We start from the raw sequence: 13,464 nt of genomic DNA, 5'->3' as shown, positions 1-13,464 counted from the left end.
GTTTTTATTGTGCCTTTCGTGGGGATTGGTCAGGGTCAGCCAACTTGATTTTGATATTCAGCACTCTTCCTGTCCCCTCCGTGAGGTTTTAACACAGCAGGCCGCCCAGCTTGTTTGCAGACCCAATCTTGAAACTTTTCACTACCAAGAGCTTCTCCTCTCATGGTGGCATCAGTAATGTTTTGATTTTCATTTCCTAATGCTATTTTGTCCATCATTAATTGATAACATACACCGCGCTCTTTTTTGGTATTTCCCAGCTCAAGATAGAGTGGGTGTTCAGTTATCAACGGATCCTGTTTACCAAGCGCATTGTGATGATAGCTAGACCAGCGATATTCTTGAAGATCTTCCACCATGCCTGCTTTTAAAGGATTCATTTCAATGTATTTGTATAGTGTGAAAAGGTAATTATCACTATCCACCAAACAGGATTTGAAACGCCCTTCCCAAATGGTGCCGGTGCGTTTTCGGCCTGCATTAAAATATCTGACGTAACGATTTGTCATCGACTGCATAAATACAGTCAGTTCGTCTTTGTCTTTTGGTGTAAGAAGTAAATGCAAATGATTTGTCATGATGACATAGGCATGAAGATGACAGTCAGCTTTGGACAGTGACTCTTTAATATCACTGAGAATACGTGCCATATCCTCTTCATTCTCAAATATATCTTGACGGTTATTACCTCTATGCATGATATGCAGAGGCTGATTGGGCAACACCAAACGGGGAAGTCTAGCCATGTCGTTACATCCTTGTAGCGAGAACATTATTGTTAAGTTTATTACATCAGTTTAAGAAGCTAGAGTAAATCAAGTTGGCTGACCCCATGATTTCTCGGGATCAGTAAACCACTACAGCTCGCATTCAAAGTACTTTTAACTTCGAAGTTGTACTTTACAGCTTCGACAGGAACAAAGGTGAGTTCATTTTTCATATATGAAGGAAGTATTTCATCGTCATAGATGAGAACATCCGTTTCATTTGACTGTTCACCTCTTGAGTTTTCGATAATTCCTTTCGAAAATTTATATCTCTTTGGGATAACGTCTCTAATTAGATCGGAAAGCTCGCTTTCGTTTAACCCGCCTTTTATTCCCTGATGCACAACATCTCTATTGCCTTCAAACTCTGCCTTTAAAGTTGTTATTTTCGCGCTGAATTTTTTTGATATGATACTCATTTACTTACCTAATAAGGGTGTAGAACCAATGGGGTCAGACAGTATCTAACCCCTTGGTTTCGATTAGGGCGGTCCCTCCTTGAATGATTTGTTAGGCGTAATTTCGAAGAAAAACTCTTCAAGCTGAACTGCGACATAAATAATGTAGTCTGCGATATCAAGTAGATCAGCATCATTAATTGTTTCGGTAGTTCTAACGAAACCCTTTTTTGCTTTGGCTGTAGATTTAATTCTTTCTGCCTTTAACTCGCTAAGGTAAGGCCCAGACCACTCAGAGTGCAAAATTTGATTTCTTTTTTCTTCTGCTCGAAAGCATTGACGCTCTATTTTTCTCCAACATTCCAGTGTGTCGTCATTGCCTGTATTAAACCTTGTTGAAGGCGCCATAAATTTAACTAAGGATGCTAGGACATGGACTTTGCTTCGGAAAGAGAGCTCTGAAATGACTATGGAGCTTCGTTCTGGATCTGCTCCAAGACAAAGAACAATGGCTTTGGAGATTTGCATTTCTAGCTCAGAGAAATTTAGAACAATTCGGCCGATAGCGGTCGAAAAAGAATCTGGATCGCCCGTTCGTTCTTCAAATGTAAAACTCGTGTGCTCTGGGTTGTAGTAATAATCTGAGCTATCAATTGTCATGCTAGTGACACCTAACAGTGTGCTTTATGAGGCCAGTGGCCTCATAATAAATATTAAACAGGCGGCCTTATAATTCATTTTTGGCAACCATAACATATTGACTATAAAAGAAATTAACCTCACAACTCGGAATTATAAGGCCTAAAACTTGAGCTGGGTTGGAAAAATAGTGCCGAGCTTTTGTTATCTTGTTTGTAAATTTGTTTCAAGGAAGAGGCAATTAGCATGGCAAAATCTCCATTTTTAAGTTAAATCGAATCCTTCATGCTGACGAGGCGCTATAGTCGTTAAGCTCTCCAATCTCGACAGTATTGAACTGAATATTTCACAATTTTTGATACTAAGCAATAAAACGGAATAAATTTACCCTAGCCACAACCATTCACACCTTTATATTTGAAGCATTTCCAGCCTCACGCTACTATCTGATTTTCTCCAAGAAAAATACTCATGAAACGAAGCAAAGAAGACGCAGCGAAAACCCGACAGAAAGTGATTGATGCGGCGTTAAAGTTATTTGGTCAGCGTGGTTATAGTGGTACGACATTACGGTTGATTGCTGATGAGGCGGGTTGCTCGCGTGGACCGATTTACTGGCACTTTGCTAATAAAGAAGAGTTATTTGAAGAGATTCTGGCCTATTCTCAGGCGCCATTAGAAAAGCTGATTGCTCAGTGTGATGACAGTCAGGAGCCCATCGAAGCGGCGAGTAACTTTGCCCGCCAGTGGCTGAGTTTATTATTTGAGGATACGTATTACCGTCAGTCATTTGAGATTTTGTTGAATAAAACCGAATACACGGAATCGGTATCGCCATCACTGGAGCGTGAACGCGCCTTAACGGTGTCGCTCATCAGCACTTTTGCTGGTTTTGTTGAACGCTATCGCCAGCAAGCAGATAGCAAAGCCAGCACTGATAGTCAGGTGGTTGCCATGTCTATGTATAGCTATCTGATGGGTGTGACACAAAGTTGGATGGTGAATCCCAAGCTTAATCAGCTTGAGGACAATATCGAATTTTATGTGACTGAGTTTGTGCGTTTATTACAAAGCCCTCAGTAAACACCAAGGGCTTTTTTTATTAAAAGGCAGTGAGAAAACTTAAGGCATCCACTCCTACCGCTCTTCCCTCTTTTAGTGATGTTGTTACTTCATCATCACCGTATTCTTCAGCATAAATTCTAGCGACACGATGTTTGTGATAAGAGCGAGCTTGCTCCCAGAAAGTCAGTGTTTGTGGTGCGACTTTTTCACCCATTTCTTTGTGTAAAGCCGGTAGCTCATACCAGTTCAATATCGGTTTCTGATGATGGGCGTTGTGATAGCAAAAATTCAGCACCAGCATATTTAGCCACGGATAACGATGTGACAATAAGTTGCTGTAGGTATTGGCCTGCTCGTACTCAAAATCACGACGATGAGGGAACACGGCATCCGGATCATCCAGATTAAAAATCACTTCATAGTTATGCTGATAACAGTCCATAAAACGAAGTACAGTCAACAACACGCATTGAGCAACGGCGTATAACACAAAGGCTTTGACACTAATCAGCAACACCGCCAGCAATAACGCGCCTCTAATTAATACCACTGTCAAAACCCGACGTCGTTGATCACGCTTTGATTCAATAGCCCATGGCGCAAACACCAACATGGTGTGCATCATGATTTCAATGGCGGGAATATAAGCCCATTCCGCTGCTTTGACGACCTTTTCCATAACTGGATGTCGTTTTAAAAAGCTACGGTAATCCCATACGACGGGATCACAGTTATCGACATGATGACGCATGTGTTTATAACGAATATCTTCAAAGCGGCCGTAACAACTGCCGGTAATCCAGTTAAGGACTTTACCGAGTTTGGCATTATCCTTATTGTCTTTAAATAAGGCGTTATGACCACATTCGTGTAATAAATAAGCCGCGATAATCATGCCGTGAGCACAGGCCAGCATGCCCAGAATATTAATTATCCAGTTATTGGCAAACATCGCTGCCCAGCCACCAAAATAGGTGACAGTGATATATGCCAATACGCCGATACTGTATTTCGCCCCGGCGGGATCACGAAGTTGAAATGCGTTAGCCATGAGACACCTCAGCTAATGTGGTTGCTTGTTTCCATTGTTCAAAATGCTGCTGCTCGGTATGACCTATCCAGCTATTGATTTCCCAGAGATCTGCAATGGGGGCATTGGTAAATGGCAGATGGTGCAAATAACCATCTGGGCCAAACTCAGGAGTCATGGTGGTTTCCGAATAACCACGTGCACACTGGGCTGTCCAAATAGCTTCCCAGCAACGTTGATGACTTTCTAAAGCCGCTTGATATTCTGGTGCTGCAGGATGTGGTACTTGTGGCCCTTGGTCATACCCTACCCGACTGTGAATGTGATGAGCATGCTGGGCGGCGAGTTCGATAGCATCCCATTCGCTATCCATTAAACGTTCACTGACTACTACCCAGTGGCTGAAGTCACAGGTGATTTTGATATCAGGCAGGTGCTCTAAAATCGCCATGGTATTCCATGGGCAATAAAAACTACGGCCACGATGCGTTTCAAAGGAACATAACACACCATGTTTATCTGCAATATCCATAGCGGCTTTAAAGAAGTCGATGCTAGTTTGAATTGGCCAGGCATCACAGCCACCCATCACATTGACAAATTTGGGTTTTAGCGATTTACCTAAAATGATTTGTGATTCCAGATCAGCGAGATGTTCTTCCACACTGGCACGACGTCTCGGTACATAAGACCCGGCGGTGCAGATTTCTTGAATCCATTCAGTATTGTGTTTTTCAATCGATGCTTGCAGTGCTGGGAAATGGTTTGGATCGTCATGTTTGGCAGGTGCTTCCAGACCTGAAAACCCAGCTTCTTTTGCCATGGTAACGGCTTCTTCAATAGTACCGGTATGACCCCAGACTGTTTTGAAATTCTTTAGCTTCATTGTCATCTGTATGGTCTCTTCATTAATAAACAATATGAATGCAGCAAACAACATGCCAAAGTGTATGTATAAATATCAATAGCCATCAAAGCCTTATCATGACTTACATAGCAGAGAGTGCCTTGTGTCTGATAATTTAAAAGTGGCGATGAAGAAGGTCTTTATTGCACTGGGTTTGTGCTGGCGATGTTAACTTTTGGGGCGATATCAAAAAGCAAAGAGAAGTTGAAGTGGTAATAAAACTTTACCTTTCTAAACCCGCATTAACCTATGTCAGCAATAGAATTGATGAAACACTTTGCTATGACTATGGAAACACGCTTAATGACTAAGTATTTGATTATTACTTTTGATTTTTCAAATGACCCAAACGCTGAAAAATCTTTGCCAGCATCAGCCAGAAAAATTCAGTATCAAGATAAAACCTACTTTATTATTAATAAAAACGAGTATTTAGGGCTCACAGGCAATCATATTGCCCGTTATTTGGTATCAAACCCGGTGCCAGAAAATAACTTTTAAAAGGAGTTTTTATGCATAAACAATGTATATCAGGTGTTTTTATCACACTGCTTTTTGCCATGGTGGCCCCATCTTATGCTGTTGATGACAGCATGGTGCCTAAAGAACTGGAAGACGCAATGAAGTCCTGCCGTGATTCTGCCAAGGGTAGTGTTGAATCATTCGATAGCTGTATGGAGCAAAAGGGATTTGATGAAAAGCCACAGTCATCTGTACCAGCACCATCTAAAGAAGTTGATGAACAGCTGAAATCAGCCGTAAAAGACTGCCATGAAACTAGCAGTGGTAACCTCCCCGCTTTTGAAAATTGCATGGAACAAAAAGGCTTTAACAAACCAAGAATAGAAGCGCCAGACTAAACTCAGACTCTCCAGCACAACATGGATGTCGATTTTTGCCACTTTGCGATATTGGTCTATTCAGATCTCACTAGTATTGATAGCAGAAAAACAATACGACGAGGTCACTATGAATCACGCATTAGAAACATCCTATAAACCCGAAACAACACCTGGCGTTAAAGCCATTCATCCACTTGATCCACTCACGATAGAAGAAATTGCTATCGCTTCTGATTTACTCAGAAAAGAAAAAGGCTTGGGTGCTGAGTGTCGTTTTCCTTATGTGCAGCTTGAAGAACCGGCAAAAGCGGAAGTATTAGCTTTTGAAAAAGGTCAGTCATTTTCACGCCAAGCCTTTGCGGTGGTACTTGATAAAGCCACAGGTGATATTCATGAAGCGATGATTGACCTGAATACCAACAGTATTACACGTTGGGAACAGATTGATCCTGAAGTGACTGGCCAGCCGGCCATTATGATGGAAGAGTTCTTCACTTGTGTCGATATCGTTCAGGCAGATCCTGGTTTTATTGAAGCGGTGAAACGTCGTGGCTTAACCGATAAAGATATTGAAACCATTCAAATTGACCCATGGTCATTTGGTTATTTTGGTGATGAAGAAAAATACCGTGGTCGACGCTTAATGCGAGGCGTGGCCTTCATTCGTGATGAAATTGTCGATAATGGCTATGCAAGACCTATTGATGGTCTGGTGGCGATTATCGATTTAAATGAAGGCAAGGTCATCGAGTTGTTAGATGATGGTCAGAATATTCCCGTCCCTAAAACGAAACACAACTACGACACTCCATCACTCGCCAAGCCACGTGATGATCTTAAACCTCTGCAAATAACTCAGCCGGAAGGTGTGAGCTTCACTGTTGATGGCTGGAAAGTGAACTGGCAGAAATGGCAATTCCGTCTGGGCTATAACCCACGCGAAGGTTTAGTACTCAACCAATTAAGTTACCAGGATGGTGATCGTCTGCGCCCGATTATTTATCGTGCCAGTATCAACGATATGGCGGTACCCTACTCTGACACCAATCTGAACCACTATTGGAAATGTGCGTTTGATGGCGGTGAATATGGTCTTGGCCGCCTGGCTAATCAGCTTGAGCTGGGCTGCGACTGTCTGGGCGCGATTCGCTATTTTGATATTCCAACCGTCGATGATAATGGCGTGCCATTCTTGATGAAAAATGCCGTCTGTATGCATGAGGAAGATTACGGCACCTTATGGAAACATTACGAGTTCCGCAGTGAAACCTATGAAATGCGTCGCTCACGTCGTTTGGTTATCAGCTTCTTCTGTACTGTGGGTAACTATGATTACGGGTTTTACTGGTATTTATATCAGGATGGCACCATTCAACAAGAAACTAAACTGACCGGTATTATTCAGACAGGCGCATTGGTTCCCGGTGAAAAACCTAAGTTCGGTGGTATGGTGACACCCGAAATCTATGGGCCTACTCATCAACATTTCTTTAGTGCTCGCCTGCATATGATGCTTGATGGTGAAAATAATTCCGTGGTCGAAACCAACTTCACGCCCCGCGAAATGGATGAAGATGAAAACCCATGGGGCAATTTGTTTAATACAGAAGCTACCGTGTTAAAAACAGAACTGGAAGCGGCTCGTGAAGCCAATGGTCAAACCGGCCGGTTCTGGAAAATTATCAACCCCAACAGCATCAACGCCGTGGGTAATCCGACCGGCTATAAACTCGTTGCTGAGCATAACCCGGTGATGCTGGCTCACAATAATAGTTATGTTGCCAAGCGGGCTGGCTTTGCTAAAAAGCATTTATGGGTAACGCCTTATGATCCGGCCGAGATGAATGCGTCCGGCTTTTATCCTAATCAAAATAAAGGTGAAGGTTTACCGTATTACGTGCAAAAAGACCGTCCGATTGAAAATACGGATATCGTGGTCTGGCATACCTTTGGTCACACACATGTATGTAAACCAGAGGACTTCCCCATCATGCCAGTGGAGTATGTTGGCTTTACCTTGAAACCCAATAACTTCTTTATGGGTAATGCGGCAATGGATGTGCCTGCTGAAGGGAATAACCATAGCGTTGATACCGTGACCGGTTCGGTAAAATCTGGCTCAAGCTGCTGTTCTGAATAGTCAGATGTGGTTAGTTTCAGTGGATTTATTGTGCAGCGTGATAGTCATTATCACGCTGCAACAATGGGCTGTTAAGAAAAACTTACTGGCGAAACCGGGCGTATTTCTCACTGGTAACCTGGTATTTTTGTTTGGCATGCTGCCGTGGTTTGATAACTTGGCTCGCTATTCGATTAGCTTGCACAGTTTACAAAGCGTCATGGTGCATCATTTTGCCCCATTATTATGGATTGGCGCTTTACGTCATAAACAGTCATCTAGTATCAGAGCACATAACACCGTATCGCATTGGCCTACTACGTTATTGATGAGCATTTTTGCAGTACTGACCTGGGTATGGATGTTACCGTCATTCCATCCACTGTTAATGCAGAGTGCCATTATCTATAGCGGTATGAAATGGTTAATGGCATTAAGTGGGCTGGCCTTATGTTTATCCATGCTCAGTCACCATCAAAAATCATCTTATTGGCAGAAATTAAATAATGTCACAGTGGTGATGCCCTTATTACTATGGGGACTGTTGATGTTTATCTTTCCCACAATGTATGCCGATACACATACCAGCCATCATCATATGATGATAAGTCATCTACCCGCCTGGCTTCAGCTATCACCCATTCAGGATCAATTTATCGGTGGTCTGCTCTTTATTGTGTCGGGTTTCCTTTACTGGCAATCAAACTCGATCAGCGTAGCGTTTACGCGTCATGCTCGGCGTTTCTCCAAATAAACGACGATATTCCTGAGAAAAATAGCCCATATGGAAAAAGCCATAATTAGCTGCCACATCAGTGACTGAAAGACCACTTGTTATTAGTTCACGTTTGGCTGCATTGAGCTTTACGGCTCGCAGATATTGCATTGGTGAAGTGCCTGTCGCTTTATGGAAACTATAATTCAAGGTGCGGTGTGGGATAGACAAGGCCTTGCATATATCCACAATACTGGCACAACTTCCTTCACTGGAGGCCACATACTCATGACAACGCTGCACAATGTAGTTGTGTTGATTGCCCAGACGTTTTAACGAGTTATTATGTGTTTCTTCGCTTTCGTAAATAGTCAAAGCAAACTGGATTATTTTATCCTCTATCGCTTTGAATAACTGTTTAGCATAGCTCGCAGCCTTATTAACAGCTCTCAGGTTATCTACGAGCAATGCCAGATCATGGCGTAAGGTGTTGAGCATGTCAGCGTCCATTTTGACACCGTAACTTTTTTTAAACCCAATCAGTCGAGTATAAGTATCGTGACTCAACAGTTCGGCAAATGTCTGTTGGTCAATGGAAACAATGCTGTAGTCGAGTTGGGCTGGCCCCACAAAGGAAAAGTCGCTTTCATAAGGTAATAAGGTAATACCCGATGACAAAATTTGACGTGCTTGTTCTGAGGCATCACTCGTTTCAACATGATGTGGAATCATCAAACTGATTTTACCCTTCGGCGTATGCGTATCCTGAACCACACTTTGCTTCATGCGTTCTCTAAACACGCGAACCGAATCCAGCTGAATATCTTCAAGAAAGCCTTCAAACCGCCCCGCACTTATTTGATCGTATTCCTGTGGCCAATTTTGCAGGGAGTGAGCATGTTGATTCACATCATCAAACGTAGCGGACTGACTGAACATGATGTAGATCCCCAGAATGGCTAAGAATAAGAGATCTAAGCAAAAAATGAACCGCTGTTTAATGAGGCAAAGTGTAATGGCCACCCTCGCATTATTAATTCAATAAAATCAATAACTTTGATTTACAAGCAAAGAGTTTTATCAATATAGATGAGAGCGCTTATCTTAATAAGCCTGCCCTTATTTGGAGCATTTCCCGCTAAGTTGATAAAAATGGGGCATCATCAAAAGAGGATGCCCCACTGTTAAGCATGTTTATTTTTTATTTTGAGTAGCGATGCAGTTGATTGAAGTATTCATCCAGTAAGTCATCAATGGCACTGACTACCTGAATACTGGCATGCTCCATCACCGACAACATATTGAGTGTTTCTGCTTTATCACCATTCGCTGCCGCTTGAATCGCCGCTTTACCAGAAACATGAACCTGTTCATGCGGTTTTTCGATAGATTTATAGTTACTAAGTGATACGTACTCACTGGCACCCGCTCCGCGATAGTACCATTCGCCCAGTCGACATTGAGTGTGATCGTTTACGGAAAATTGATAATTCTCAGTATCGATAGCGGCATAAATCTGATTTTTCCAGACAGCGTGATCTAACTTCACCGTATTGAGAAATGAGGCCGTTGATGCCATCAGAATAATCTTTTGCATTTGATTTGAACGCTGTAGCACTTCACTCACTACAGCCCCAATTTGTTCTGATGAGGTCGATACTTCACGCGCACCTTCTTGATTGTCCTGCACCATGCCTTTGATATTACTTGTCTGATTTAGAACCTGACTGACTAATGATTCAATCTTGTCACTGGCATCATGGGCTTTTGAGGCAAGATTTCTGACTTCATCGGCAACAACAGCAAAACCTCGACCGGCATCACCGGCCCTGGCGGCCTCGATCGCAGCATTTAACGCAAGTAAGTTAGTTTGCTCTGAGATTTCTTGTATGGTGGCGACCAATACATTGATATCGTTAGCTGTTTTATCTAGCACCCCAACAACTGTAATACTCTCATTTGCATGAGCATTAATGGTTTCAGCTCGTTGATTTAATTTCTCAACGGCTTGTGTGGTCTGAGCAAAAATCTCTTTTAACTGATCCAGCGTTTCTCTCTCTTCCCTAAGACTCGTTGCACTCTGTAATAATCCATCACGGACAGTTTGAAGCATCTTGCCGCCTTCTAACTGAACACCTATCAGTCCTTCATCCTGACTGAGCTGGCTTTTTAAACTCGCTATTTCACTCTCTTTTTCAGCTAGCTGGGATATCAGCTCATTTTGTTGCGTTTGATGTTGTTTTTCTCTCTCTTTCAGTTCTTGCTCTAATGCTGCTATTTGTTGTTTTAGTTTTTTTGAAAACACAGTTAATTCATCCTTAGAGGTTCATTAAGTAACGCTCACAAAACACTACTAAGTTTTATGAGTTATAACCACAGACAGTTCGGGGAGTAAACGGGCAAAAAAATAAACGGGGCTCGACTCATGCGTTCATCTTCAACCAAACTGAAAAGTTAGGTGACTAAGATTGGCTCATCAATCAGTTTATCAATATTGAAATAAAGACAATCGGGGCTATTGTCTCGTGTATAGATACCATCCAGTACTTTTGCTATCTGACTTAACTGAGCCAGGGCGCCCGCATTACTAGCCTGAAACTCACTCGCGTCATAGCTAATCACATCGTTTATTTCGTCTATCAACAATGCAAATCTGGGCGTTTTTCCATCTTCAGTCACGAATAACAAGACTTGTCTCATAGCAGCTTGTAAATGCTCAACAGCACGAGCAAATAATGTACTCATGCGCTGGATGGTGGCACCACGTTCGCGGCGCAATAATTCCATTGCATCCTGACTGTTGCCACTATTGCTCAGAGTAAGCAAACGTTCTGCCATTTCATAGAGTGTCTGCTGAGTCACATCAAACAAAGACAATAACTCCATCAAAGTGTCATCTCTGGTTTGAAACTGCTTCCGCCATTGGCTGAATTGGTTTTTTTTCAAGTCTGTAGAGTATGTGAATTCACTGCTATTTTTGACGGCCATTTCCAGCGCATTGACCCACTCATTGAGCTCCTGCTCATGCAGCTTCAATTCGGCGATGATTTTGGCCTTACTATCGATACCAGAGTTAACACCCACCCGGTGGGCAAAATCCAATACCGGCACCACAATACCCTGATATTTAATCACCCCTTTCAGACCACGTTCTTCCACCGGGACCTTTTGGACGGAGTCGACATCCTGTCCCAGCATCAGCACATAATCGACATTGAGACCAAACATCATGTCTTCGATAAAGAAGGTGAAAACCTGTGTCTTCTCTGATGCCTTACCGGCATTAGCCGCCTGAGCAGAATGCAGTGTCATATGCTGTCTCCATCGAAAAACTAGTATGCTTATATGAAGCTATATCGGCTGCTTATTCGAAGACTGAAACAAATTTTAGTCTTATCAGTGCAGGTCAGCTCTTAAACGGGTTTCGTCTATCTGTGCTCCAAGTCGCCCACACACAAATCGTAAATCCAGCTCGGCGTTTTCCAGACAACTGGTCGCGCCAGGTGAAGGAGTCATATTAAAGACGATACCTGTACCCGGGTTGATTTTCGCTTCGCCCAGCATCAATTGAGATGATTTTTTATCAATTAACTGAGGACGAACACCGCCAAAACCTTTGGCAAAGGTGACATCTTTTAATTGCAGAGATGGCACGATTTTTCGTGCATCTTTCATAAACAACCAGCGGCGTAGCAGTGGTACTTCAAACAGGAAGTTTTTCAAGATGTAATTACGAATGTCTTTGACCTTAAACAAATCCCAGAAGACTTTCATCACCCGTGAATCCAGCTTTAATACACGCAAGAACTCAAAAAAGGTTTTGCTGTTGTAGCGTTCCAGCATGGGTAATAACAATGCAGTGGGTCCAAAGCGAGTCTTACCCTCAATCAATACATCTGGATCACCATGCACTGCGGCAAAAGGCAATTTGTCGTTTTGTACGGTGTAAACCTTGCCATTGAGTAAGGGCGGTGTGAAATAGAAACTACCGGCAACCGGTAAACATGAGAATTCCAGACCATATCCCATTTGCTGGGCTAATAGCAGGCTGTGTCCACCAGCAGAAACGACGACCGTTTTTGCTTTGATAACCGCGTTCTGAGTAACAATAGAAAATACGCCATCTTTTTCGATGATGTCTTCGACGTGACTGTTCAGAAATAGCTTGAGATCTTTATCTGTTCGCTTTTGTGCCTGATCGACAAAGCTTTCAGCCAAACGCTGGTAATCCACTGCTGAGTATTCATCTAACACAGCCAATGCCACACAAGGTTCTTCACGCATCTTGCCATCGACCATCACCACATTGGGTTCGATCTCAGCGATTTGCTCTTTTTCCAGCAGCTGCATTGAAGTGAAAACGGTGCGGAAACGTTCGAAACGCTCACGTAACATGGCGCACTCTTTTTCACCCACGCCCAATACCATTTTGGGGTATTTAAAAATGATTTCATCACGTTCTGCCAGCTCATCAGCATAGTTGACAATCATCTGAGCTGCGGCTTTGACCTTAGCGGCTTTCTCAAGGGTGTAATTCGTTTCAATATCACCGCAGTGAAGCGTCTGACTATTATTTCTGCCGTTAGAGTTCACTTTGGCAACATGGTCGTATTTTTCAACCAGAGCGATATGTTGTATATCGGTGTATTCAGTGAGCAAATACATCAGTGCTGTACCGCATACGCCACCACCGATAATGGCTACATCATGGACTTGTTCTGTCATTTTTTATCCCAGCAAAAACTGCCGGCGATTTTAACAGAATCAGCGTTTCACCGCAGTCAAAAAATAGCGATGAAACGCGGCGATGAAACCTACTGACTAATCCTCATCTTTTTTCTTATTCATTTGCGAAAAAGACGGTATCGAAGACAATATTGACTGCAATCGATCCTGCTGTTGAGTATCAACATCTTCGTCGTCCTCGCCTTCTTCATTATCGCCATCCAGATATTCATCACCCTGATCGAGTTCAAGCTGAC

14 protein-coding genes and 1 pseudogene are annotated in these 13,464 nt (G+C 42.7%); 5 read left to right on the top strand and 10 right to left on the bottom strand.

Annotation, left to right across the window (positions count from 1 at the left end):
* Window positions 1-35: 35 nt before the first annotated feature.
* The 3 genes from B3V56_RS12880 to B3V56_RS12870 all read right to left on the bottom strand — a co-directional run bounded on the left by B3V56_RS12880 (window position 36) and on the right by B3V56_RS12870 (window position 1,825).
* On the bottom strand, window positions 36-773 hold the full coding sequence (locus B3V56_RS12880; RefSeq protein WP_289284371.1) for a transposase: 738 nt from the start codon (window positions 771-773) through the stop codon (window positions 36-38).
* Between the two features lie 32 nt (window positions 774-805).
* A complete protein-coding gene (locus tag B3V56_RS12875; RefSeq protein WP_289284370.1) occupies window positions 806-1,186 on the bottom strand; it encodes a DUF6602 domain-containing protein in 381 nt (126 codons plus the stop codon).
* A 63-nt stretch (window positions 1,187-1,249) separates the two neighbouring features.
* Window positions 1,250-1,825, bottom strand: coding sequence for a hypothetical protein (locus B3V56_RS12870; RefSeq protein WP_289284369.1), 576 nt, complete (start codon window positions 1,823-1,825; stop codon window positions 1,250-1,252).
* 450 nt (window positions 1,826-2,275) lie between these two features.
* Between B3V56_RS12870 and B3V56_RS12865 the strand changes: the two genes are divergently transcribed.
* Complete coding sequence (locus B3V56_RS12865; RefSeq protein WP_289283487.1) at window positions 2,276-2,887, top strand: TetR family transcriptional regulator; 612 nt, start codon at window positions 2,276-2,278, stop codon at window positions 2,885-2,887.
* Between the two features lie 19 nt (window positions 2,888-2,906).
* Here the strand turns inward: B3V56_RS12865 and B3V56_RS12860 are convergent, their stop codons facing one another.
* Both B3V56_RS12860 and B3V56_RS12855 read right to left on the bottom strand, forming a co-directional pair.
* Window positions 2,907-3,920, bottom strand: coding sequence for a fatty acid desaturase family protein (locus B3V56_RS12860; RefSeq protein ID WP_289283486.1), 1,014 nt, complete (start codon window positions 3,918-3,920; stop codon window positions 2,907-2,909).
* The gene (locus B3V56_RS12855) at window positions 3,913-4,791 is read right to left on the bottom strand and encodes a sugar phosphate isomerase/epimerase family protein (protein WP_289283485.1); all 879 of its coding nucleotides are present in this window, start codon (window positions 4,789-4,791) and stop codon (window positions 3,913-3,915) included. Before B3V56_RS12855 ends, B3V56_RS12860 begins: the two co-directional genes overlap by 8 nt.
* Window positions 4,792-5,055: 264 nt before the next feature.
* On the opposite strand from B3V56_RS12855, the gene B3V56_RS12850 reads away from it, so the two are divergent.
* The 4 genes from B3V56_RS12850 to B3V56_RS12835 all read left to right on the top strand — a co-directional run bounded on the left by B3V56_RS12850 (window position 5,056) and on the right by B3V56_RS12835 (window position 8,521).
* Window positions 5,056-5,307 carry a hypothetical protein gene (locus B3V56_RS12850; protein ID WP_289283484.1) on the top strand — a complete coding sequence of 84 codons (252 nt, stop codon included), beginning with the start codon at window positions 5,056-5,058 and terminating at the stop codon, window positions 5,305-5,307.
* A gap of 11 nt (window positions 5,308-5,318) precedes the next feature.
* Window positions 5,319-5,666: a hypothetical protein gene (locus B3V56_RS12845; protein ID WP_289283483.1), complete on the top strand. Its 348-nt coding sequence runs from the start codon at window positions 5,319-5,321 to the stop codon at window positions 5,664-5,666.
* 109 nt (window positions 5,667-5,775) lie between these two features.
* Window positions 5,776-7,788, top strand: coding sequence for a primary-amine oxidase (locus B3V56_RS12840; RefSeq protein ID WP_289284368.1), 2,013 nt, complete (start codon window positions 5,776-5,778; stop codon window positions 7,786-7,788).
* Window positions 7,789-7,792: 4 nt separating this feature from the next.
* Complete coding sequence (locus tag B3V56_RS12835; protein ID WP_289283481.1) at window positions 7,793-8,521, top strand: cytochrome c oxidase assembly protein; 729 nt, start codon at window positions 7,793-7,795, stop codon at window positions 8,519-8,521.
* Here B3V56_RS12835 and B3V56_RS12830 read toward each other — a convergent pair.
* From B3V56_RS12830 to B3V56_RS12815, 5 genes and pseudogenes are all read right to left on the bottom strand, one after another.
* A complete protein-coding gene (locus tag B3V56_RS12830; RefSeq protein ID WP_289283480.1) occupies window positions 8,468-9,421 on the bottom strand; it encodes a helix-turn-helix domain-containing protein in 954 nt (317 codons plus the stop codon). The genes B3V56_RS12835 and B3V56_RS12830 overlap by 54 nt on opposite strands.
* Window positions 9,422-9,683: 262 nt before the next feature.
* Complete coding sequence (locus tag B3V56_RS14765) at window positions 9,684-10,061, bottom strand: CZB domain-containing protein (RefSeq protein WP_414673351.1); 378 nt, start codon at window positions 10,059-10,061, stop codon at window positions 9,684-9,686.
* Between the two features lie 63 nt (window positions 10,062-10,124).
* Window positions 10,125-10,595 (bottom strand): annotated as a pseudogene (locus B3V56_RS14760) (methyl-accepting chemotaxis protein); the annotation flags it as partial.
* Between the two features lie 341 nt (window positions 10,596-10,936).
* Window positions 10,937-11,794 (bottom strand): chemotaxis protein CheW, encoded by an 858-nt coding sequence (locus B3V56_RS12820; protein WP_289284367.1) that lies wholly within the window; start codon window positions 11,792-11,794, stop codon window positions 10,937-10,939.
* A gap of 84 nt (window positions 11,795-11,878) precedes the next feature.
* Window positions 11,879-13,207 (bottom strand): FAD-dependent oxidoreductase, encoded by a 1,329-nt coding sequence (locus tag B3V56_RS12815; RefSeq protein WP_289283476.1) that lies wholly within the window; start codon window positions 13,205-13,207, stop codon window positions 11,879-11,881.
* Between the last annotated feature and the right edge of the window lie 257 nt (window positions 13,208-13,464).

It is taken from the genome of Methylophaga sp. UBA2513 (genome assembly GCF_002341285.1).
Lineage (GTDB): Bacteria > Pseudomonadota > Gammaproteobacteria > Nitrosococcales > Methylophagaceae > Methylophaga > Methylophaga marina.
The sequence above is the reverse complement of the archived record's forward strand: the minus strand, read 5'-3'. Positions and strand labels throughout refer to the sequence as shown.